The sequence below is a fragment of the Pseudoalteromonas carrageenovora IAM 12662 genome (assembly GCF_900239935.1).
Lineage (GTDB): Bacteria > Pseudomonadota > Gammaproteobacteria > Enterobacterales > Alteromonadaceae > Pseudoalteromonas > Pseudoalteromonas carrageenovora.
On sequence record NZ_LT965928.1, the window covers coordinates 2188428 to 2212506 of the forward strand.

A 24079-nucleotide genomic window follows, 5' to 3' on the forward strand; every position below is an offset into this window, starting at 1 on the left:
TAGGTATTATACCAATTAGCTTTATTAAGTGATTTATTTTGAGGCTGGAAAAACATGTTGATAGCTAGGCAAAAAATTGGCTATTTAGTTGTTCTCGCAATTGCTCCTGCATTGCTCTACCTTCTGCATCCATGCAGTCGTAAATGAGAATTTTGTAACGCAGGTAGCGAGACCTTTAGCCCTGCTAAAATGATTAAATATTATTGCGGATTGGCATTACTAGGGCGTGTAGATCTTTTAAGGTTTAATTTTCAGCAGTCTGTTTAGTATTTAGTTAAGCCTTAGGAACTTATATTTTAAATTGAGGGCGGTTTAGGTGATATTAATTTTTAGTTAGGTATTGATTAGATGGAGTAATTTTAAAAATTACGCATTAATTTAAATACTTGGCTCTATTAATTAAAGCCAAGTATTTTACAGGTAGATTAGCTGTTCGCTTTTAGCTCGCTAGTAAACTGGCCTATCGCATTTACTACTTCTTGCGCACCGTTTTGTATTTCGCTCATAACATCACCAGATTCTTTAGATAATGCTAAACCGCGTTCGGCTTTTTCCTGACCTTGCTCTATAACCGAAACCGTATTTTGAGTTTGCGAGCGGTTTCGTTGCACTACTTCTACAATTTCTTCGGTTGCTTTTGATGTACGCGACGCTAAAAGTCTAACCTCATCGGCTACCACAGCAAATCCTCGCCCTTGCTCTCCAGCGCGTGCGGCTTCTATTGCAGCATTTAAAGCAAGTAAATTTGTTTGCTCAGCTATGCTACTAATACTTTGTACAATACTTGCTATTTGCTGCGACTGCTGATCAAGCGCCGATATTTCGCTGGCTGCTTGCTCCATATTTATTGCAAGTTCAGTCATTACTGCAACAGTGTCTTTAATTACTCCAGCGCCTTGCTCTGCTTTTTTATCTGTTTGAGTAGACGTGTTGTATGCAATTTCCGCGGCTTGCGATATAGCTATTTCTTGATTAACTTGATCAGTAATAACCGTTGCAAACTTCATAACTTTATAAAGTTCATTAGCATCATTAGAAATTGGATTGTAAGAGGCTTCAAGCCACACAATATTTCCGTATTTATCAACGCGTTTAAAACGCTCAGCTATAAACTGCCCTTCACGTAGTTTCTTCCAAAACTGTTGATATTCTTGTGAGTTAGCTTCTGCTGGCTCACAAAATGTTCGGTGGTGTTTACCAATTAATTCTTTTTCTTGGTAACCCATTGCTGCTAAAAATTGATCATTTGCTTTTAATACATGACCTTCTAAATCAAATTCAATCACCGCCATAGAGCGATAAATTGCCTTAATTGTGTCGCTTTGCTCACGAGATGCAGTAATAGTTTTGGTTAAATCACTGCCAAATATAGAAAAATAAAGAAGCTGATCTTGCTCACCTTTCACTGGGTGTACTATTAAACGTAACCATTCTGCTTTGCCATCAAAGCGGGTAATTTGTAATGTGCCACCCCAGTGGCCTTCTGTTTTAATTGCTTGTTGTAAGCTTGCAAAATCTTTAGATTGACGCGACTGCTCAGTAATAAAATCATTAAAAGGATTATTCGTTAACGTATCTTCGTCATAACCAAGCTTCTGCAAAAATAAATCATTGGCATGAGAAATACGCCCATCATAAAGAATATTAACAACTAACATCTCACGATAAAGGCCTTCCCATACTTGTTGCAGAGGATAAAGCTCAGCTTTTAAAGAGGCGATTTCATTTTGTTTATTTTTAGAAAAAAACATTAATATCCTTACTAAGGCGAGTTGATCTTTGTTAATTGAAATTTGTTCAATCTAAAGCGATTTAATCTCGGTACAACATTTGTAACCTAGTGGGCTAGGTAACTGATCCTGCGTTACACTACTGGCTTAAGGCAACAAAAAATAATAATCCTAGAAAGAACCCTTTGAACAGCGCATGTTTGGTATTTATATTGTGTTATCGCCTATGAGTAGGAAATAACCACACTACATCAGCTCAGCCTTGCCTAAAAACCACATAGGTTGCTTGTAGTTCAACCACTAAAAACAACACGCCCTTATACAATTAATATAAGTTAATTTCAGTATAGAAGGTAATTACAATAACGCGATAAATAATAAGCAGTTAAAACTAAATTAACTATTTAATCTTTCATATAAGCCAGATGCTCGGGATACACTTTTATTCATTGCTAGTTGCAACACTTTTTTATCTGCCACCAGCTCAAACTTATTTTTAGCACGCGTTATACCGGTATACACTAATTGCCTGTTTATACCCATACGAGCTTGCTTAAGCGCAGGCAGCACCATTGCTGTATAGTTAAATTCAGAGCCTTGAGATTTATGTATAGTCATAACATATACTTTGTCGTGAGCGGGTAAGCGCGCGGGTGAAAATGCACGTTCATTACCTTGCTCGTCTATAAATATTGCTTTGAGTTGATTACTTTCATCGTGCATTAAAATACCAATATCACCATTAAAAAGTTTAAGCTGGTAATCGTTTTGGCTCACCATAATAGGCATACCACTATAATGACGCTGATTAGGGCTAACAGTTATTAAACCTTGCTGTTGTAGGGCTCTTTCAATACGCAAATTTAAACTATTTACACCGTAATCACCTTCGCGCACTGCAGCAAGTAATTGGTAATTAGCAAATGCACTGTGTATTTGTGCAACGCTTGCACCTTGAGCAATAAGCTCTAAGTAATTTTTATAATGGCCCGCAGCACTTTTTACGAGCTTTTCGATGGGTTTTGCTACAAAGTCGTAATCTAAAATCACATCGTTAAAGCGCCCTTCAGTACTTTCTTGCTCAACGTAATTTAAAATACCGGTGTTATTAATGTTTACCGCAAGTGCTAGTTGACCAATGCCACTTTGTGCATCAAATCGATAACTGTGCTGTAAAAATGCAATACAGTCAGCAAGTTTAAATTCACTATGTGTTTGAGTCGCTAATTTATTATTTCCATTAAAACATAACTGATTAAGCTCATCGCACCGCGCTTTTGAGTAATTAGGCGTATGTCCAAGTTCTAATCCTTGGCATAAATCACTCATTACACTGCCGGTATCAACTGAGGCTAGTTGATCTTTATCGCCTAGTAATATTAAGCGTGCATGCGCAGGCAGTGCCTCTATTAATTTGGCCATTAGCGATAAATCGACCATGCTCGCTTCGTCAATAATTAATACATCTAAGTGCAGTGGATTAGCTTTATTATGCCTAAATTTATTAGTAAACGGTTTCACGCCTAATAAACGATGAATAGTTTGAGCACTTTGAGGTATCAGCGTTTTAATATCATCTGGAATCGTTGTAAGCTTATTTTTAGCCCCTAAAATAGACTCACTTAAACGTGCTGCCGCCTTACCTGTTGGTGCCACCAGCTTAATGCTTAGGGGTGCTGTTTTATAAAGTGACTGTAAAATAGCGAGTAACTTAGTCACCGTAGTGGTTTTACCGGTGCCAGGCCCTCCGGTGATCACACTAAACCCTTTGGTTGCAGCAATAGCACACGCTACTTTTTGCCAATCAGTTTCAATTGCTGGGTTTGTCGGAAAATAAGTATTTAAAAGCGCAGCTAACACCTCGTTATTTATATTGAGCTTTCGCTCGCTCATACTTAATAGCCTTGTGGCTAATGTTTGCTCATAACCTGCTAGGCGCGCAAAATAAAGGCGCTCATTAAATAATTGCAGTGGTTTACTCTCGCCAACGCTTTGATGATTTTGTAAGTAGTTATACGCGGTTTGAGCATTAAAGCCCTCTGCAAAGGGAGTTAATGTGTCGGGTATATTTCCTTCAAGTTTATTAAAACCACTTTGGCGCAAATTAAACGGGTTACTCCAATCAACATCGTTTAATGTTAAGCAGCTATGCTGACTTTGCTGCGATAAACACAGTAATAAAATAATATAAAATAATTCATTATCCGATTGTTCAAACTCATTACCGCATAGCAATTGTGCAAGCTTTATATCAACCATACGAACACGGTTTTGCGCTGTTAAATATTCAAGTAACGAAACAGTACTCACATTATTGGCTAACTGTGGCTGTGGTATTAGCTCTGCCGGATCATGTGTAAACGGCTCGTCGATGTGTGCCTCGTCAATATCATCAAACAAACCCGGTTGCTGGCTTAAATCGCTCATAGCATAGCTCCTTGGCTAAACAAGCCATCTAAAATAGTTACTTGCTCTTGCGTTAATTTTTTAAAATACACGCCTTGTCCTGCAGGCATCCCACGTAAAAAGGTGTAATAAACACCACCTAAATGGGTCTCTATTGAGTAATCACTAATGCGTTGTTTTAACAACCGGTGCAAAGCAACGGTATATATTAAATACTGTAAATGATACTGATGGCTACTCATCGCTTGCTCTAGTAAGTCACTCTTATAATCAGCAGGGGTATTACCTAAGTAATTAGACTTATAATCTAAAATGTAATACTTACCTTGATAGCAAAAAATTAAATCTATAAAGCCTTTTAAGAGCCCTTTTACATTAGCAAATTCGAGTTTGCTCTGAGTAAAGCCAAAATGTTTAATAAGGATTTCGTTTAATTTGGGTGCACTTAAACTGCTCAGAGGTAAATTAAATTCCATTTCTACAAGGCAATCACTTGGCGCTAATTTACTCAAGCTTAAATCATTACTGCTGTTAGCATTTAATGGGCATTGCAACGAATCGAGTATCCACTGCTCAGTAACATATTGCCAGCTTTCGCTAATGTGGTATTTTTCAAGCGCACGCTTTACAACCTCATCTAGGTTTTGCTCTTTATTTGTAGGGTGCTCAAGTGGGCTTGTAAAATCAATTTGCTCAAATATTTCGTGCAAACAACTACCCGGTTTTGCACCTTTAGGAAAACTGTAAGGGGAAGGTAGCTCGTCTTCTTGTGCTGCAAACTCATCCTTTTCATGATCTTCATCACTGCGCCCAGGCTCTATATGGTCGGTGTGCTTTTTAAAGCTCAGCGCACTAAAGCTAGTTGCTCGCCAGTCACGTTCAATAGTTGCCGTTACACTATTAATGCTAAGCGCTTGGGATGAGTTTTCACTTTGTGCAAAACGTAATGTGCCCTGCTCTAACAACGTTTGTGAGGTAAATTGCTGATAACTCATCGCTTTATTAGTATCGCAAAATTCACTTAAATGTGTACGCCATACTTGGCTGCTTGAAAGCTTAAGTCCTGAAAATAAAACATGCCCAAGTGCACTACTTTGAATAGCCAAGCGGCTGCTTTGCCCTTGCCCAATGTTATAAACGCCTAGCGAGCAAAAATGTACTGCGCGGGTAAGCGCTACATATAATAGCCGTAAGTCTTCAGCTAGGCGCTCTTGCTCTGCTTTTTGCAGTGCATCTTCGTTTTTACTTAAATCGTAAACCAATTTACCTTTATCATGATAAAGCGCTTCCTTGGTTTCGCGATAGCCACTAGCAAAAGGCATAAATACCAGTGGGTATTCAAGCCCTTTTGATGCGTGCATTGTTACAATTTTAACTAAGTTAGCATCGCTTTCTAGGCGTACTTGTACGGTTTCACCATCTTGTTGACTTACCTTTTGTGCAAACCAGCGCAGTAAACGTAAGGTGCCCTCAAGCTCAATTTGTTTTTGCTGGAGTATTTCACCTAAGTGCCTAAAGTCGGTTAGCCATCGTTCTACGTTATACCCTAAACCTTGCCATTTAGCGCTTAGCTGATTGTGGCTCATTAAGCGCTCAAGCATGGCCATAGCGCCTTGTTTGTTCCAAATATGACCAAGTTGTGCAAAAAAGTTTAAGTGCTCTTGCCATTTATTTTCATCATCAGCGAGTGCAAATATATCGTTATAACTTAAACAAAATAATGGGCCGGCAAGCACACCACGCAGTAATGACTCGTCGTACTGACCGTGTAAAGCCGTTAAAAAGTTAAGTAAATGATGGCTAAGCTCTTGGCTAAATACACTCTCTCGCGATAAGTAAACGCTAGAAATTTTGGCATCACCCAGCGCTTTTTTCATTATTTGTGCTTCTACACGGTCGCGTACTAATATACAAATGTCGGCAGCGCTTACGGGCTTATTGCCTATGCATGCTGTGCCTTGTTTTGCTTTTTCAAGCAAGGTAACAATTTTATTAGCAAAGTGAGTGGCTAAATGTGCTTGCCCCACTCCTTTGTTTGTTGGTTTGTTTTTTTCATCCGCAGCTTCATCAACAAATACGTTAAATTCAAAGGCCGTGGCTGGTTTACCATCTACTATAAATGTTTCGTCAGCTTTTTTACCTTTAGCAGCCACCGCGTTAAACGGTATAGCGTCGTTATAAATAAAGCTATTAGCATGTTTACCAAATAAGCTATTAACGCTATTTACTATATCAGTGCTTGAGCGAAAGTTTGTACCTAGAGTAAATTGTTGCTCTGTTTGAACCGCTTCTTTTGCACCAATATAGGTAAAAATATCAGCGCCCCTAAAGCCATAAATAGCCTGCTTTGGGTCACCTATCATAGCAAGCGTAGTATTTTCTTGGCCGTATATTTTACTAAAAATACCATACTGAATCGGGTCGGTATCTTGGAACTCATCTATCATGGCAACCGGAAACAACTGCGCTATTTTTTGCGCCAGTGCATCGCCTTGCTCACCATTCAATGCGCTGTGTAAATTGGTGAGTAAATCATCTGGGGTGATCACGCTTTGTTCTTGCTTGCGTTTTACTATGGCGGCTTTAACCCAGCGTGAAGCGTACTGCACTATCGCTATTTTTAAACCTTGATTTATCGTGTTATTAAGCGCAGCGAGTTCGTCAAACTGACTCAGTAATGGATGCGTAAATAATGGCTGATTTTTTTTATAATTTGCTGCATCACTTAAATTTTCGCTGCTCCATACCTCGAACGAATATTTGCTAGTGCCAAACTCAAAAAACAAATCCTCACTTGCACAAAAGGCTTCAAGCGCAGCCAAGCTTCCCTTACGAGCAGGTGTTTTAGAACCACTTAAGCCTGAGCCTTTAATCGCAGCAATAAATTCTTGATCTATTACCGCCCTTTTAAATGCAGGTACTCTATTAATGTATTCATCACGGGCTTGCCATACATCGTCTAAATTTATTTGCGGTGTAATGTGCGCATTAGCTTTATTAAACACGCTACTTACTTGGCTAAATAACGACTCTGGGGCTGCAAATACATCTAAAATGGCATCGGTGCGTTCTTTATTGAGCGGGTATACAAACGCGCGCCAAAAATCTTTAATAGTTTCGAGCAGTATGTCGCGCTCGTCTAAAATAAACTCAAGGTTAAACGCCACACCCGATTCAAATGCATGCTGTTTTAACATTCGCTGACAAAAACCATGAATGGTAAATATGGCTGCTTCGTCCATCGATTTAGCCGCTGCATCAAGTAAATCAAATGCACGGTGTTTATCATCAACTGCGGCTATTACACCTTCAATTAACTCATCTTTTGGGTCCTGTCCAAGTAGTGCATCGCGCGCAGCAATAATGCGGCTGCGTACCCGGTCTTTAATTTCTTGCGTAGCGGCATCGGTAAATGTCACCACCAATATTTGCTCAACACTGAGTGGCGTATTTAGCTCACCTTCTATTTGCATCCCTAATAAATAGCGCAAATAAAGGCCTGTTATAGTATAGGTTTTACCAGTACCGGCGCTGGCTTCTATTAAGCTTTGCCCTATTAGCGGCATAGTTAGTGGGTTAAGCGCTTGCATGGTCACTCTCCTTTGCGTGTTCAAACAATGGTGCAAGTAACTTATCGCTCCACTTTATAAATTCTTCTTGGCAGTCATTGAGAGATTGCACTGTTAAGCGAATATAGGGGTTTTCGCCCTCGCCTCGCCCTATGTACTGCGGGCTAAACTTACCCATAGCTTTGCCTATATCACCACCGCTTTTTACATACTCGTAGCCACTAACCGGAAAAAACGGTATTGGCTCTTTGCGAAGCGCTTTATATAGCTCAAACCAATCACTTAACAAGGCATCTGCATCGGCTTTGCTAATTGGCGCATAACTAATTTGCTTATCAAGCCCAAGCAGTAAAGTTTCTACATTTTGATCCATACTTTGCGCAGCTAAGTGGTATATAAAGCCTTTAATTAAATCTTTCGCTTTAATGCTGGCGCTTCGATAAAACACTTGTTTTTGCAGATAAATATGATTTAGCCAGCCTTCTATTTTGGTATTTTCTATTTGAAGAGCAACTTCAATGGGCTCACTTTTCCCGCCTTTAATTTGCTCTTTAACTTGCCCTGCAAGTGCATCTACACGATGCTCCATCCCTTCAAAAATTAAACTACCTACATTAGCCTGTGGCAGCTCACCGCGCTGTAATATTTGCTCAGTGCTCAGTGGTTGCTCGTTAATATTAGCGTCGAGTATTTCATCAAGATAAAAGTAACGGCGAAGCGCATCTAGGCTAAAGGGTTCCTCGTCTTTTGCGACTTCGTTAAATTGTGGCAGGCGTAAACCTAACGTTTGCTGATAAAAGCTCTCTTGTGCATTGCATACGCTTCTGATAAAGCTGTCTAGATCGAGTATTTCAGGAGGTGTAACGTCAAGTGCACTAACAGGTTGTACCATAATAGACTCACTCGGCAGCCAAATAGGGTTATAACTGTGATTATTTAGCTCACTACTTAGCTCATTACTTTTTAAATAATAAGCACTATTAAAGGGCTGTAAATGTTGCTGGTTAATCAAACAATTTGGTAATCTAAATTCTAACTTGCCAGGAATTACCGGCCCCGTATTATTCAAGATAAAGCTACGGCCAATGTATTCTAAAAGCTCACTTACTAAGGTTGATGGCATACGGGGTTGATTATCAAAACATGAGCGCCCAATATAGCTCATGTATAAATTTTCGCGGGCACTAAGTAGCGCCTCTAAAAATAAGTAACGGTCGTCTAATTTACGTGAACGGTCACCTTTTTGTTTTTTAGAGTACGGCACTAAGTCAAAACCAATAGGTTGTACGTTACGCGGGTAATCAGCGTCGTTTAAACCTAGCATACACACCACTTTAAACGGTACTGCGCGCATTGGCATTAAGGTACAAAAGTTTACCTGGCCGACTAAAAACCGCTGCCCTACGCCTTTTTCTTGAATGCCTTGTTTGATTAAGTAACTTACAATGCGCTGCGACACAGTTTGGCTGTAATCGCCGTTATCGTGATGCTTTTGTAACTCTTCAAGTACTTTTTGTAGTACTAATAAATCCCAACTATCGTCACTTTCACTTTCGTATATAGCGTTTAATAACTCGCTTAAAATAAGCGCTTTATTAGTCAGAGTGTCGTCAGGTGTTAGTTGCTCTTTAAAGTTTTGCAGCACATCAATAAAATCCACCAGCTTATTAAGCGTATCAAGTGCCATGCCTTCTACTTCATCGGCGCTATAAATACCATTAAACGGGCATTGTTCGTCGCGCTGCGCTATGCCAAGCAATAAGCGGTTAAGCCCGTGCTGCCAAGTATTTAAATCGATTGCCGGTAAGTCAAAGCTACTTTTATGCTCAGCATTTATACCCCATTTTACGCCCACTCGCTCAAGCCAGTATTGAATTTGCTCGTACTCGTGCGCTTCAAGGCCAAATTTTTCGGCAATTTGCGTTACTTGCAGTAAATCAAGAATATCCGACACGCCAAAGCGCGAAAACGGTAAGTTAGCTAAGCTAGCAAACGAGCTAAGCACGGGTTTTTCTTGCTCTATGGCTAAATCAGCCAAGGCATACGGGATATATCGGCTGCCTTGTGCGCCACCAAAAACGGCCTCAATATAGGGGCTGTATGTGCCAACATCGGGCATCATTACAATAATGTCTTTTGGAGTAAGCGCCGGGTTTTGATTAAACAAATTAAGTAAGTAGTCGTGCAGACGCTCAACTTCTCTAAGGGGGGTATGGCAATCGCTAAGGGTAATACTGGTATCGTTTGCGCTTATTGGTAGTTTGCCTTCATCATTTATAAACCACTCTTTGTTATCGGTAAGAGACTCCCCCTTAAACGCAAGTTGGTAAATTTCACTTTGAACTTGCCCAAGTAACGTGTCGTCAAATACGTCTATAAAGCCATCTATCCATCGGGCATCCAGTTGTACTAGTTGCTCAAAGTAATCACGCCCTAACTTACCCCACGACGATAAAAGCGGGTTACCTATAAAGTAGTATTCTTCGTCAGGGTTAGTTTGTTTTTTTTGCTGAGCTTCTATAAGCGGCATTTTAGCGTACTTTGCTGCTATCTTTGCAGCGGTTTTTTCATCTATTATATCGCCCCAATAATGCTCACTAGGGTTAAAAAAGAATAAAAACACGTCTGTTTTTTTACTCAGCGCTTCAAATACTTCAAGCTGAGAACTGGCAATCGCCGATATACCAAATAAGCTAATGCGCTTAGGTAATAAGCTATCATCCATAGTCTCAAGTGCTGCAAGTAACTGCCCTTGCATATTAGCGCGGTGAAATTGGCTTTGCCCAAGCTCTTTGCTTAGTTTTACAATGCGTCGCCATAAGTCGCTCTGCCATGGCGCAATGTTTACATCTACATCCTCAAGTTCATCTTTGCCGCTATCCCAGGTGGCAATCCAATGTGGGCGGTACATTAAATATTGATCGTACACATCGGCAATTTTTTCGCACAGCGCAAACGTTTTTTGCCCGTCTATATCGCCCTCTAAATAGGTTTTTAGCGGCAAATAAAGTGGCTCATCAATACAGTTAGGTAGTATTGCAAATAATTTCCAAGCAAGGTTAGGCTTATTAAATGCAGACTCTTTGGGTACATTTGGCAGTAATTGTTGATACAACTGCCAAATAAAACTCGATGGCAGCGGAAAATCAACCTGCGCAGCTATCCCCAAATGTTCACTTAAACCAATTTTTAACCACTGCGACATACCCGGCGATTGCACCAGCACCACTTCTTTATCGAAAGGGCTTTGCAATGGGCTTACTTTTAACAGCTTATGAAACTGCGCTTGCAGCGCTTCCATACGGTTTGATTGGATAATATTGAGCATACGCGACTTACCTTACTTGAGATAAAACCAGTGTAAGATATTTTCAATTATAGGGGTAGCGCAATCAGTAAATTGGCACTAATAAATCAGCGAGTTAGCAATCAGTTTAAACGCACAGTATTAGTTTTAAACACTGTGCGTTTGTTATTTGTATAGTGCTTTTATTTATAAGGGCTAATGCTTGATAAGCTAAATTCATTTTGCATTATAACTTTGCCATCTATCCCTTTAAGTTTAAGTGAAATAGCAGGGTCGGCTTGTTGCCAGTCTATGCTTAAATCGCCGTAATTTACATTATGGGTAAAATTACCCACCCGGTGTTTATTTGGGCTTACGTCTTTCCATTTTTCAGTTAAGCCTGAGCTGGTCATTTCTATTAATGGGTAATCAAGATTTTGCTGATACTTTGATATTTCACCCCAGTGCGTATCGCCACTGATGATAACGACGCCATTTACTTTATGCTTTTTAATTAGTGCAAATAAACGGTTGCGATCATCTGGAAAGTTAGCCCACGACTCCCACCCTGTAAAATCAGGTAGTAACTGTAAGCTTGAGGCAATAAGCTTTATAGTCGCTGGCTTTTTTAGCTCTTGCTCAAGCCATTGCCACTGCGCCTCGCCAAGCATTGATGCGCCTTTAACCTCTGTTGGGCTATATGGGCCTTGGTTATTCAATTTACGTTTTGTGTAATATTCAAGCTCGCTTACAGGGTTAAGCGCATCACGGTTCCAGCGTAAGTCAGGCATAATAACATGCAACGTTTGCCTGCCTTCGCCATACATGTAAGAGGTGTAAATACCATCAGCGCGTGTCCGGCGCTCAGAATTAGCAGGCTCTTCCCAAAAATTAAGCATGATTTGGCGAGATTGCTCTTTATGCGGGTATTCTTTACCTGCGTCGTTTTGACCAAAATCGTGATCATCCCACATAGCAATTATGGGCGTTTGTTCTTTAAGCGCTTTAAAACCAGGCTTTGCGCCTAACTTTTGATATTTATTGGCAAGCACTGTCATGTCGTTGGTGTCGCCGTAAATGTTGTCACCCAAAAATATAAATAAATCACCCTGCTCTTTATTAATGGTATTAAATATCGGAATGTCTTTATCTTGATGCCCACACGAGCCAAATAAAATTTTAGACGGTGCAGCCATACATTAGTTTTAACCTATGGCTATTAATAAAAAAGCCCATCAATGATGGGCTTAAAACGGGTTTATTGATTTAAAACGTTGCAGTTAACGTAACCGCTGCTGTACGTGGCGCACCAATAAAGTAAGTAGTGCCATTGCCCGTACCGCCCGCTAAGTAACTTTTATCAGTAATGTTATAAACCACAAAAGCAATATCCACAGCTTTAAATGGCCCTGCATTTACATCAGCTGAGTAACCGGCATTTAAATCAACCACAGTGTAGCCATCAACATCTGCGCGCTCACCAGTGTATTTCGCCGATAGCCCAAAACGAAAATCACCGCTAAAGTAATCGGTTGATAGCACAAATAAGTCATCTACTGAGTCTATTACTTTTTCACCAGCTTCAAACCCGGGTGCATCGCCTTTGTACTCTGAGTCATTATTCGTGTACGAGCTGTATACGCTCCACTGCGCGTTAAGCATATAACTTGCCGCTAGCTCTAAACCTTGCGATTCAATGCCGCCTACATTTAAGTAAGAGCCATTAGTCCCTATGGTGTAATCAATACCGCCAGTATCGCTACCCGGTGCTATAAAAGTTATGCGGTTATCAAATTCTATTGAGTACGCTGTTGCCGTGAGTTTTAGCGCGTCGTTTTGATAGCGTACACCTAGGTCAATGTTTTCAGCGGTTTCTGGCTCAATCGCTGATAAATCGGAGCTATCGCGCTCAAGTACACCGTCTTTTATGGCAGCAAAGTTTTCACTGTAACTGGCAAATAACTCGGTTGAATTATTTAATTGATACAAAATACCGCCACTAAATAACACGTCAGAGTCGCTATTAACTTTAGCTGTTGTCGCATTTTGATAATGGTCATACTTTTCAATATCAACAAGGTACTTTTTAACACCTAAGTTAAGCGTAAAATCGCCAAGCAACATTGAATCTTGCGCGTACCATTTTAGCGTGTCGGTCTCAAACGTGTTTTTATACTGTGTCCAATATGGCGTGCTGTCAAAATGGTGGTAAATGCTAGCATTAATCACTTTATGCCAATCGCGTGATTCATCACGGTCGCTTTGCTCATACCAAAAGCCAGCTTCTATATCGTGCATGCCAAAGGTAGCTTGGTAGTTGGCTGTTACACCTAGGCGGTCTTTTTTGTAATGTGTATGGCGGTACGACATAACAGGAGTCGCGGTATTATCGTAACACGCCGGGTTTAAACCAGGGCCAGACTCCCATGGCCAACTTAAGCTAGCAGTACAGCCCTCATTTGGCGCAAGTGCATTGCCATCGCTGTCTACAAAACCATAAGAGCCTGCATTAGTGCCGCCCTCAGTAGTTGGGTTGCCGTTTTCATCTACTGGGGTCGTTAAATAAGGGGGGATCCAATCGCCTCGTCCAGAATTTTTATGATAATAAGGACTCACAGTAATAAGCGATGTTGGCGAAAGCGCATATTCAAACTTTAAATACGCTAATGTATTTTCACGAAGTGTACCCCAGCCCTCGGCAAACATTTGGTCGTAATGCGGTACGCCTGTCCAGTTCCACGTTAGCTGATCCCACTCTGGTGTTTGTTCAAATTGCTCAAGGCTTACGCTGTTGTAGTTGGTCTCGCTTACATCATCGTAAGATAAACGCCCTGTAATGGTTAAATCTGTAAGCGTTGTTACAAATTTAAGCTCCGCGTGTTGGTTGTCTTTCCCTCCATTACTACCCGAGCCAATCCAGCGGCTGGTATCAGTTTGCGAGTAACTTACATACGCTTGTGTATTGTCAAAAATAGTGCCGGTTTCGTGCTTAACATAATAACGGGTGGCATCATGGCTGCCTGAGGTATAAGCAAATGTAGTGCTTTTATCAAGGCTTGGCGCTTTACTTACAAAGTTAAATGTACCGCCTAGCGCTTCAAGCGAGGCCGACTTAATATCAGAAGTGCCTTGCCCTACTTCTACGGTAGCTAAGTTTTCGGTTTCTAGGTAGCGGTTAGCTTTAGCACCCCCGCCGTAATTTGAGCCACCATTAGGAATACCATCAACGGTCATCCCTAATTGCTGCTGGTTTGAGTCAATACTAAAACCGCGCATAGTAATGGTTGTAGACCAATCATCGCCACCAAATGCATCGCCTTCGTTTATGCTAATGCCAGGTAAGTTATCGATTACCGATAACACACTCGATACTGTTGTTTGTTGATCAAGCATTGCAGGTTCAATCACATTATTTGCGTAACTGGTTGGTTTGGCAGTAACGGTAATTTCTTCTATTTCGTTGTCGTTAGCATAAGCGGCTGATGATACAGCCATAGCAATTGCCATACTCAAAACTGATTTATTTGTTAAAGCGTACATTGTTGTCCCGTTTGGTTTTAATTATAAAAAGTAATTATGAAAGCGGGCACAGTATGGTTTTGAAATATGACAACAAAAATGAAGTTTATTGACAGAGTTGTTAAAAAATTGTGGGAGTTTTATGGCTTAATTATGTCGTGGATATGTCAGCCTAGAACTCAAATCCTAGGCTGTATTATTTAAAACTAAACTATTTTAAACCAGTTTAGCAAGCATTTCGTCGTTATAAGCAACAAGCTCTTCGTTGTTTGCAACTTTGCTAATGTAGTCTGGGTTAGCAATAAGTGGGCGACCAATGGCGATTAAATCAAACTTAGCATCGTTAATCGCCTCTTTTGCAGTTTCAAAGCTATAACTTCCTACGCCAACTAACGTACCTTGGTACCCTGCTCTTAAAAATTCAGATGTTGTTTTGCCTTCTAAAGAGTCAAAACGCGTGCTGTCGTCAAATATACCGCCGTGTAAATACGCTAGGTCTCTTTTTTCAAGCTCTGGTAGTAGGTAATCAAATACGGCTTTATCGCGGCTATCTTCGCTCATGTTAAAATAAGCGCCTGGAGTTAACCTCAATGCAGTGCGCTCATTACCCACTGCCGATATAACAGCATCCGTTACTTCTAGGGCAAAACGCGACATATTCTCAGGTGTTTGGCCATATTCATCTTCACGTACATTGGCTGCATAATGTAAAAATTGGTCAATTAAGTAACCATTTGCACCGTGAATTTCTACGCCATCAAAGCCTGCTTCCATTGCGTTTTCGGCCGCTTTAGCAAAATCTGCAACCAGCGATTTAATATCGTCAGTTGTTGCAGCTTTTGGCGTAATATAAGTAAGCTCACGCATACGTGGTACTGAGCCTTCCACGCCAATTGCCGATGGCGCCAATACATCGCCATCAAAAAAGTGAGGATGCGCAACACGGCCAACATGCCAAAGTTGTGCAAACATTTTTCCGCCATTGGCATGCACTGCGTCAGTTACTTTCTTCCAACCTTGAATTTGCTCACTGGTAAATAGCCCCGGTGTATTTGGGTAACCTTGCGCATCTGGGCGAATAATAGTGGCTTCGCTAATAATTAAACCTGTTTGTGCGCGGCGTGCATAATATTCAACCATGTCTTGAGTAGGCACTAAATTATCATCGGCCATACAACGTGTTAAAGGCGCCATAAGTACACGGTTTTGAAGCTCAAGTGTGTCGTTTAATTTAAACGGTGAAAGTAAATCAGTAGTCATTCTTTTCAATCCTTATTTAAAGTATGTGTATGAGATGAGGTCTTTTTAAATACATTCAAGAGTAATTTTGAATGATCGCTCAAATTTATGAGAACTTATACTGATCAATACTAAAATTAGATCTGCGAGGATGAAATTAAATAGTAACTTTTCAACACTCTGTCATATAACTCGATATACTTGTACGCTATACATTAATAATCTATAGCAACTAGAGTGAGCCAATCATGACGAGCGAAAATGCAACCGAACAACAAGCAGTAATTTTAGGCCTTGGGGCAAAAAAGCGACTCGCGTTTATGTTCGAAACCGTGCAGCAATACAAGCAAGTATGGATTTTAAATGATGACGATGGCTGCGTTATGCTTACCAACGAAGACGACGATTGCGTACCTGTGTGGCCAACGCGCGAATTTGCCCAGGCATGGGCCACAGGTGAATGGGAAGGCTGTACACCAAAAGCAATCCCAACTGTAGATTGGTTTAGCCGCTGGACACCCGGACTTGAAGAGGACGACTTACTTATCGCTGTATTCCCAACCGAGGAAGACGACGGCACTATTTTATTTCCTGATGAATTTGAAAAACAGCTAAAAGCACCAAAGAAAAAGTACTAAGTAACTAGGGCGTGTTGATGTTTGCGGATTGAAATTTGTTCAATCTAGGGGCGATTAAATCGCGGCGCGAGGTTTGTAACCTAGTGGGCTCGGTAACTGCTCCTGCGTTACCCTACTGGCTTACATCCATTTAAGAATAAGTAAAAACCGAGCAACAAAGAGTTTATTGCCCCTAGGAAGAACCCGAAGGGCAGCGCATGTTTAGCATTTATGCTGCGTTATCGCCTATTTGTGTGGAATAACCACACTTCATAGGCTCTGCCTTGCCTAAAAACCAAACACACTGCTGCAAATTCAACCATCAAAGATCAACATGCCCTAGCATAACTTTATTTAGTTTATAAACGCGGCTTTAAAATAGCCGCGTTTTTTATATCTGCTTTCTAAAATTTAAATAAGCCACAGTTATAGCCTTAGCATTTTCTATTTGCGGGTAGTGCCCAAGTTCAACAAACCCTTGTACGCGCGCATTTGGTACTTTCTTTTTATAGTGCTCAAGCATGTGTTTGCCTGATATTGGGTCTTGCTCACCAGCAATAAACGTAACCGGTATATCGCTATTAATAATGGCCCCAACCCAGCGCTGCTCGTTTTGTTTTCGCTGTGTAATATATTTAATTAGCATGGGCATAACACGTAAACCATTGTTAAATATTAACAACGCCCAAAGCGTATCAATTACCAAAGGGGCTGGTGGCGTGTTTTTACCAAAAATAGTGGTTAAGTTTTTAACAAACTTTTGTTTGCTCATTAGCTTAGGTACTATCCAGCCAAGTTTTGAAAGTAGCAGCTTTTGTATAAATAAGGGTTTATGTACGTGTGGAAATAGCCCGCCATTTAAAAAGCACACACTGTTAATGCGTATTTCACTTTTGGTAGCAACTTGTCTTGCTAATAGCTCTTGCGCCACGGTATCACCATAATCGTGGGCTAGTATGTGTACATCGGTAATATTTAAACGCTTTAAAAATTGCGTGTATAAATCAGCCTGCTCTGTAATTTTATAAGGTGCGTTTATTGGTTTATCCGAAAGCCCAAAACCCAGCATATCAAGTGTTACTAAAAAATAGTGTTTACTGAGTTCATCCCACATACCTTCCCAGTCCCAGCTAGCACTTGGAAAGCCATGAATTAAAAGTAGCGCGGGGTTATTTGCATCCCCCGCTGTTTTAGTAAAAATTTGATTGGCATTTATATCAATAAACTGCCCGTTTGTTTGCCACTGCGAAAGCGTATACATAGGCTGCTACCCATTAATTTTTATTATTGTAATGGTTAGTTTTATCACAAGAGCTACACACAGAGGTAGGGTGTTTTGATCTTTACAGGTTGAAATTTGTCCAATTTAGAGGCGATTAAATAGCGGCACAAGGTTTGTAATCTAGTAGGTTCGGTAACTGCTCCTGCGTTACCCTACTGGCTTACATCCCGTAAGAATAAGTAAAAGCCGAGCAAAGCTTCCGCGTCTTGCTCACGCCCTAATATAACTAATTCATAAAATTCGCATTGGTTTGTTAAAAGTAATTTTAAAATTTAATAGTGTAATCCATATATACTCGATGATCGGCCCTGTCACCTTTAACACCATCAACACTGCCTGTTTTTTCGGTTGTGTAATCTAAAAACAACCAACGTAAGCTTAAGCCTTTTATTGCCTCAACTTTATAACGAGTATCTACAGCCCAGTATTTTTCATCTGCCGTACCACCGGCTTTTCCAATGGCTGAATTTTCTGCATCACTACCGCTTGTGTAATAAAACTTAGTGGTTAAACCCGATGTAACGGCTTTTAAATTAATACCTATACGCGCCTGCCAGGTTACTTCGTTTTGGTTTGTTAAATCGGCACCAATTAATGATCGTGTAGGAAATGGATTAGTACCATGATCGCCACTAAAGTTATCTTCTATCCATGCATCGCTTACCTTGGTAAACGCCGCACCCAGTGTCCAAATATCTTTTTTCCAATTAGCATCTAAATAATAAGCAAAACCATCGTTTTCGCTTTTAGTAACGCCAGAAATCGCACCTAGTGCATCTTCGTCATCTAAATCGCCACCTTCTGCGCCGGTTACAAATAAATCACCGTCGTCTTTTGAGGTAAACACGCCGCTTGAAAGTGTTAACTTGCTTTGCTTAAGTTTAATATCGTAACTGGCTTTAAGGCCCATTTTGCTTAGGTAGTCGTGAGAGTTTAAATATTCAGCGTCAATTTTAAGTGCATCTTTTTTGTAACTTGCGCCTACACCCCAAATTACACTTATAGCGCCATTGTGAGATTGATCGGTTGAAAAATCTTCCCACCTGTCATCGTGGCGGCGGCTCCATTTATCGTATGCGAAGCCGTATACTTTGGTATTGCCCATTTTGTAATCGCCAAATACACCTCTAAAGGTATTAGGAATAGCGCGGCTACCTGAGCTTTTTAAAAGCATGCTTTTGGTTTTTTGTCCGCCTATTTTAACATGGCCTTTGTCACCTAATTTAAAATCAATAAAGTATTGGCCAAATTTAGAAAAGCTATCGTCTACACCGCCTTTTTCATCCCCAGCAGGTAAAATATTATTTTGCGCGCTACCGGTTGAGTTGTAATTGAGCACGGTATAGTTAGACACTCCAAAGCTAATTAAGTCATTAAAATAGCCCGACTGATAATTGAGCTCTATACCTTGTGCAAAGGTTGAATCGTCACTGACGTCGTTATCGTAATCGCGGTCAAAATAAATTGACCTTAATTTAATATTAAATTCGTCTTGCTCAGTAAGTCCATTAATAGAAGCATACGAAGGAATTGAAACACAAATTAACACCACACCTGTTATTGCAAATATTCTCGAAAACTGTTGAGCCATATTTATCTCCGCTACCTTGTTTTAATTACGGTTTTATATTGCTCTAAAGCAACTAATCTTTTACTCATACGCCAAGCTAGCACCAAAATAAATATAGATTACTTTCTCAAGAATTAGACATTTAACAATGTTTTTTGCATAAATTATCTGTACAAGTTAGAAGATTAGGCTCTACACATACTTTTAAGCGTACGTAATCATCATCAACGTATCCCGAAACATAAGAAAAAATGCGTCTAAAATTACGGGCTTCGTGACTCTTTAAATATCAGAAATATAATTTATAAATAACTTAATACATATAAATTACTTACAGAAATAAATCAGCGCCAAGCTCCTATTAAATATATAGTTATTAATTAAGAACAAAGTTGTATCCTCTCTAAAAAGTGCTATATTTATCACGGTATTAAAATAGAAACACACCTACTGCGACTCATAAAAAAGGATTGATTAATGACTCAAGCACGGCCGGTTAATAAAGGGTTATTAATCTCATTGCTTCCTCACGTCATTTTATTAGTTGCGGGCATCATACTTACCTACTTTGCTCATATTAAACATCAAGAAGCTTTAAACAATAAGATAAACAATGCACTTGATAACCGCCTCTCCTCGCTTTCTACAGGTATTAACAGTAGGCTCGATTTGTATCAATATGGGCTATTTGGTTTAAAGGGCTTTGTACATGGTATAGGTGCAAATAACCTAAACTATCAAGCCATATTTAACTATTCTGGTAGTCGTAACTACGCTAAAGAATTCCCTGGAGCTAATGGTATTGGCTTTATAAAAAAAGTTGGGGTTGAGCAATTAAATCAATTTTTAAGCGATGCAAAAAACGATAGACCCGATCAAACATTTAATTTAAATACACTCGTAGCATCTAGTAATGAGCATTTTATAATTCAATATATTTTTCCTGAGCAAAAAAATATACAAGCAATTGGGTTAGATATTGGATCAGAGAGTATGCGCAAACAAGCAGCACTCAATGCTGCCTTATATAATACAGCCCAATTAACGGCCCCACTAACTTTAGTACAAGCAGATAAACTCTCCCATCAAGGCTTTTTAATATTAGTGCCAATATATAAAACCATTACTATTTCTGATAATAAAAAACAGCGACTGAATGAGCTTTTAGGTTGGGCATATTCTCCGTTATTAATCGACAAAATTTTAGACTCACTTGCACATCTTGATGAAAATCAACTAACGATAAGTGATATAAATAACAATACTGAGACTGATTTTTTTAGTTACGGCATAAAAAGCGAAACTAACCATTATCAATTAGCTAAAATAATAAAATTAATGGGTAGAACGTGGAAAATTACCATTAATGCCTCAGATGCCTTTATTTATAATCTTCATCTTCCTAGTCGTTATCAAGCCATTGTTAATGGCTCTTTTGCCACTATTGGCTGTATGTTTATCGCTTTTTTAATGCAATTGTTTATTTTTAGAAGAAGCCAAAGAATTAAAAGAAAAGCGCTTCAGGCTAAAAAAAATAAGCTCGCATTACAGCAAGCCAATTTGAAATTAGAAAGCGAAGTTAAACAACGTACGCAAGAAATAGCCGATATGAGTATGTTACAGCGCAGTATTGTAAACAGCACTAGCTACTCAATTATTGCAACCGACTTACAAGGGGTTATTACTTTATTTAACCCTGCAGCGGAGAAATTATTAGGTTATAAAGCCGATGATATTATTGGCATTCAAAGCCCAAGTATTTTTCATTTAAAAGAAGAGGTTGTAAATAAAGCAAGGTTGCTCACAAAAGAGTTAAACCACCCCGTTACCCCTGGTATTGAAGTACTAACGATTAAAGCAACATCAACCACTCCAGATATTAACCAATGGACATACGTCACCCAAAATGGCCAACACATACAAGTTAATTTAAGCGTTACTTCTTTATTAAATAACGAAGGCGATACCGTTGGCTATTTAGGTATTGCGTATGATTTAACTGAGCAAATTGACCACGAACAAGCGCTCGGTCACGCAAAAGAACTTGCTGAACAAGCATCGCAGGCTAAGTCTGAATTTTTAGCAAACATGAGCCACGAAATACGAACCCCCATGAACGGTATACTTGGCACATTACAACTATTACAAGAACAACCGCTTAATGAAAAATCAAAAGAGTATTTAAAAAAATCACTGTATTCAACTCGAGCGCTTACCACCATTATTAATGATATTCTTGATTTTTCTAAAATTGAGGCAGGTAAATTATCTCTTGAGCATAAGCCTTTTGATTTATTTGAACTTATTCATCATTTAGAGTCTGATTTAGCCCTACAAGCACACGATAAAAACATATACCTTAAATTTGAAATTAATATTAAACATAAATTCTGGATTGGCGACCCAGTTAGATTAAGACAAATATTTTTAAATTTAATTTCCAACGCAATTAAGTTCACCTCACAAGGCGGTGTAACGATAAGCTTTAACTTAACGGATGAAAAAAGAATATGTTGCAAGGTCTCAGACACAGGTATAGGAATATCAGAGCAAGCAATTGAACGCTTATTTGAGCGCTTTGAACAAGCAGAAAAATCAACCACTCGTGAATATGGCGGCACTGGCCTTGGTTTACCTATCACTAAATCGTTAATCAGTTTAATGCATGGCGAAATAAAAGTATTAAGCCAGTTAGGTTCTGGTAGCCAGTTTTACGTCTACCTACCTTTAGAGCAAGCTAAAGTAGACGAAAGCGAATTAAAAATAAGCAGTGCAGAATTTCCTGACTTATCAGAAAAAATTATTTTATTAGCAGAAGATAATAAAATAAACCAACTAGTAGCCTCAGCCATGCTTGAACCTACTAAAGCAACAGTTGTAATAGCCAACAACGGCTTAGAAGCAATTGCACTGTACAAGTCGCATAAGCCCGACATTATTTTTATGGATATACAAATGCCTAAAATGGACGGACTTGAAGCGTGTAAACAAATTAAAGTACTTGATAGTGAGCAAGTTGTTATTGCATTAACTGCGAATGTGTTTACAGAACAAAAAGAAATATACAAACAATTATTTGATGGCTATGTTTCTAAGCCAATAGAAAAACATGAACTTATTGCCATTTTATCAACTCTTGATTTAGTCGATAGTTAATTTAGGCATTAAAAAACCCAGTTAATACATCTTCCGATATAAATAACTGGGTTCTTAGAATAATGGTGGAGAGAGAGGGATTCGAACCCTCGTTAGGGATTAACCTAAACACACTTTCCAGGCGTGCGCCTTCAGCCACTCAGCCATCTCTCCAAAGTGTTGCACTGCAACAGCGCGTTATAGTATGAAATAGGTTACACAGGTGCAAGGCATTTTTAAGTTTGCACCGTTAAATGCCTATTTATCAACCAGTAATTTATAAAAGGCATAAAAAAACGGCTAAACCAATAGGCTTAGCCGTTTTTATACATTGGGATAATTACTTAGCCATGTTTGCTGTAAAGTCCAACATGCGGTTAAGTGACTTAAGCGCGCCTTCACGTAAGTCCATATCTACAAATATTTCCTTACCTTTAGCGTCGATTAAAGCTTCTTCAATCGCTTTTAAGCCGTTCATTGCCATCCAAGGGCAATGAGCACAACTTTTACAAGAAGCGCCTTCACCGGCTGTTGGAGCTGCAAAAAACTCTTTTTCTGGGCATAACTGCTGCATTTTATAAAATATGCCACGATCAGTGGCTACAATAAACTTTTTGTTGTCCATTGTCTGTGCAGCTTTAATTAATTGGCTTGTAGAACCTACGGCATCAGCCAGCGCTACAATTTCTGCCGGCGATTCTGGGTGAACCAATACACCCGCGTCTGGGTGTAGTGCTTTCATGTCTTTAAGTGCTTTTGTTTTAAACTCGTCATGTACGATACATGCGCCGTTCCACATTAGCATATCGGCACCGGTATTTTTTTGAATATAGCTACCAAGGTGCTTATCTGGGCCCCAAATAATTTTTTCGCCTTGCTCATCGAGGTGCTCTACTATCTCAAGTGCACATGATGAGGTTACAATCCAATCTGCACGCGCTTTAACAGCCGTTGAGGTATTTGCATACACAACGACTTTACGATCAGGGTGCTCGTCACAAAACGCTGAAAACTCGTCTATTGGGCAGCCAATATCTAACGAACACGTTGCTTCAAGCGTTGGCATAACAACTGTTTTATTTGGCGTTAAAATTTTAGCTGTTTCGCCCATAAACTTTACGCCCGCTACGATGATCATATCGGCATCGTGGCGTGCACCAAAACGCGCCATTTCTAGCGAGTCGGCAACGCAGCCGCCGGTCTCTTCAGCAAGGGCTTGAATTTCTGGATCGGTATAATAATGCGCTACAAGTACTGCATTTTTATCTTTCAGTAATTGTTTAATACGCGCTTTATATTCGCCTTGCTCGTCTTGTGTTAACGGTGCTGGCTTAGGAGGGAAAATATAACCTTCAGGCATAATAGTTTGAGCTAGACTCATGTTCTCGACCACTTATCTACAGTGCATTAATTACGGCGAATTATACGAGAATATAAACATAAATAACAGCAAACTAGCGGGGCTGTTTATAAAAAATAAAATGGGAATTTAAAAAAGAATATAAAGGAAAGTATTAGAGAGTGGTGGGTCATGATGGATTCGAACCATCGACCAATTGATTAAAAGTCAACTGCTCTACCAACTGAGCTAATGACCCGCTCTAATATAAATTTGCTTTGAAAAAAGCTACGTAAATCCGTCGATTAAAACTACTCATAGAATGGTGGGTTATGATGGATTCGAACCATCGACCAATTGATTAAAAGTCAACTGCTCTACCAACTG

Annotated in this window: 12 protein-coding genes and 2 tRNA genes; 2 read left to right on the top strand and 12 right to left on the bottom strand. The window is 39.6% G+C overall.

The window, feature by feature from the left end:
* Window positions 1-425 precede the first annotated feature (425 nt).
* The 7 genes from ALFOR1_RS09890 to ALFOR1_RS09920 all read right to left on the bottom strand — a co-directional run bounded on the left by ALFOR1_RS09890 (window position 426) and on the right by ALFOR1_RS09920 (window position 15770).
* Window positions 426-1751, bottom strand: a complete 1326-nt coding sequence (locus ALFOR1_RS09890; RefSeq protein WP_104642864.1) for a methyl-accepting chemotaxis protein — start codon at window positions 1749-1751, stop codon at window positions 426-428.
* A 375-nt stretch (window positions 1752-2126) separates the two neighbouring features.
* Window positions 2127-4157 (bottom strand): exodeoxyribonuclease V subunit alpha, encoded by a 2031-nt coding sequence (recD, locus tag ALFOR1_RS09895; protein WP_104642865.1) that lies wholly within the window; start codon window positions 4155-4157, stop codon window positions 2127-2129.
* Window positions 4154-7726 carry an exodeoxyribonuclease V subunit beta gene (recB, locus tag ALFOR1_RS09900; RefSeq protein ID WP_104642866.1) on the bottom strand — a complete coding sequence of 1191 codons (3573 nt, stop codon included), beginning with the start codon at window positions 7724-7726 and terminating at the stop codon, window positions 4154-4156. The genes recD and recB overlap by 4 nt, the downstream gene beginning before the upstream one ends.
* Window positions 7713-11033: an exodeoxyribonuclease V subunit gamma gene (gene recC / locus ALFOR1_RS09905; protein ID WP_104642867.1), complete on the bottom strand. Its 3321-nt coding sequence runs from the start codon at window positions 11031-11033 to the stop codon at window positions 7713-7715. The genes recB and recC overlap by 14 nt, the downstream gene beginning before the upstream one ends.
* A gap of 161 nt (window positions 11034-11194) precedes the next feature.
* Window positions 11195-12187: an alkaline phosphatase D family protein gene (locus ALFOR1_RS09910; protein WP_104642868.1), complete on the bottom strand. Its 993-nt coding sequence runs from the start codon at window positions 12185-12187 to the stop codon at window positions 11195-11197.
* A gap of 70 nt (window positions 12188-12257) precedes the next feature.
* Window positions 12258-14531, bottom strand: a complete 2274-nt coding sequence (locus ALFOR1_RS09915; RefSeq protein ID WP_104642869.1) for a TonB-dependent receptor domain-containing protein — start codon at window positions 14529-14531, stop codon at window positions 12258-12260.
* Window positions 14532-14726: 195 nt separating this feature from the next.
* Window positions 14727-15770 (bottom strand): alkene reductase, encoded by a 1044-nt coding sequence (locus ALFOR1_RS09920; protein WP_104642870.1) that lies wholly within the window; start codon window positions 15768-15770, stop codon window positions 14727-14729.
* Between the two features lie 227 nt (window positions 15771-15997).
* On the opposite strand from ALFOR1_RS09920, the gene ALFOR1_RS09925 reads away from it, so the two are divergent.
* Entirely contained in the window at window positions 15998-16387 is a 390-nt protein-coding gene (locus ALFOR1_RS09925; RefSeq protein ID WP_058549662.1) for a DUF2750 domain-containing protein, read from the top strand.
* Window positions 16388-16757: 370 nt separating this feature from the next.
* Here the strand turns inward: ALFOR1_RS09925 and ALFOR1_RS09930 are convergent, their stop codons facing one another.
* Both ALFOR1_RS09930 and ALFOR1_RS09935 read right to left on the bottom strand, forming a co-directional pair.
* On the bottom strand, window positions 16758-17627 hold the full coding sequence (locus ALFOR1_RS09930) for an alpha/beta fold hydrolase (RefSeq protein WP_104642871.1): 870 nt from the start codon (window positions 17625-17627) through the stop codon (window positions 16758-16760).
* 286 nt (window positions 17628-17913) lie between these two features.
* Window positions 17914-19239 carry an OprD family outer membrane porin gene (locus ALFOR1_RS09935; RefSeq protein WP_104642872.1) on the bottom strand — a complete coding sequence of 442 codons (1326 nt, stop codon included), beginning with the start codon at window positions 19237-19239 and terminating at the stop codon, window positions 17914-17916.
* A gap of 456 nt (window positions 19240-19695) precedes the next feature.
* On the opposite strand from ALFOR1_RS09935, the gene ALFOR1_RS09940 reads away from it, so the two are divergent.
* On the top strand, window positions 19696-22374 hold the full coding sequence (locus ALFOR1_RS09940; protein WP_104642873.1) for a CHASE domain-containing protein: 2679 nt from the start codon (window positions 19696-19698) through the stop codon (window positions 22372-22374).
* 63 nt (window positions 22375-22437) lie between these two features.
* Here the strand turns inward: ALFOR1_RS09940 and ALFOR1_RS09945 are convergent.
* The 3 genes from ALFOR1_RS09945 to ALFOR1_RS09955 form a co-directional block, all read right to left on the bottom strand.
* Window positions 22438-22527, bottom strand: a tRNA-Ser gene (locus ALFOR1_RS09945).
* A gap of 166 nt (window positions 22528-22693) precedes the next feature.
* A complete protein-coding gene (gene nadA / locus ALFOR1_RS09950; protein WP_104642874.1) occupies window positions 22694-23734 on the bottom strand; it encodes a quinolinate synthase NadA in 1041 nt (346 codons plus the stop codon).
* A gap of 141 nt (window positions 23735-23875) precedes the next feature.
* A tRNA-Lys gene (locus ALFOR1_RS09955) sits at window positions 23876-23951 on the bottom strand.
* Window positions 23952-24079 lie beyond the last annotated feature (128 nt).

Excerpts from the sequence above, each read along its gene's own strand:
- ALFOR1_RS09890 (WP_104642864.1), bottom strand. The coding sequence starts at position 1,751 with ATGTTTTTTTCTAAAAATAAACAAAATGAAATCGCCTCTTTAAAAGCT.
- recD (WP_104642865.1), bottom strand. The coding sequence starts at position 4,157 with ATGAGCGATTTAAGCCAGCAACCGGGTTTGTTTGATGATATTGACGAG.
- recB (WP_104642866.1), bottom strand. The coding sequence starts at position 7,726 with ATGCAAGCGCTTAACCCACTAACTATGCCGCTAATAGGGCAAAGCTTA.
- recC (WP_104642867.1), bottom strand. The coding sequence starts at position 11,033 with ATGCTCAATATTATCCAATCAAACCGTATGGAAGCGCTGCAAGCGCAG.
- ALFOR1_RS09910 (WP_104642868.1), bottom strand. The coding sequence starts at position 12,187 with ATGGCTGCACCGTCTAAAATTTTATTTGGCTCGTGTGGGCATCAAGAT.
- ALFOR1_RS09915 (WP_104642869.1), bottom strand. The coding sequence starts at position 14,531 with ATGTACGCTTTAACAAATAAATCAGTTTTGAGTATGGCAATTGCTATG.
- ALFOR1_RS09920 (WP_104642870.1), bottom strand. The coding sequence starts at position 15,770 with ATGACTACTGATTTACTTTCACCGTTTAAATTAAACGACACACTTGAG.
- ALFOR1_RS09925 (WP_058549662.1), top strand. The coding sequence starts at position 15,998 with ATGACGAGCGAAAATGCAACCGAACAACAAGCAGTAATTTTAGGCCTT.
- ALFOR1_RS09930 (WP_104642871.1), bottom strand. The coding sequence starts at position 17,627 with ATGTATACGCTTTCGCAGTGGCAAACAAACGGGCAGTTTATTGATATA.
- ALFOR1_RS09935 (WP_104642872.1), bottom strand. The coding sequence starts at position 19,239 with ATGGCTCAACAGTTTTCGAGAATATTTGCAATAACAGGTGTGGTGTTA.
- ALFOR1_RS09940 (WP_104642873.1), top strand. The coding sequence starts at position 19,696 with ATGACTCAAGCACGGCCGGTTAATAAAGGGTTATTAATCTCATTGCTT.
- nadA (WP_104642874.1), bottom strand. The coding sequence starts at position 23,734 with ATGAGTCTAGCTCAAACTATTATGCCTGAAGGTTATATTTTCCCTCCT.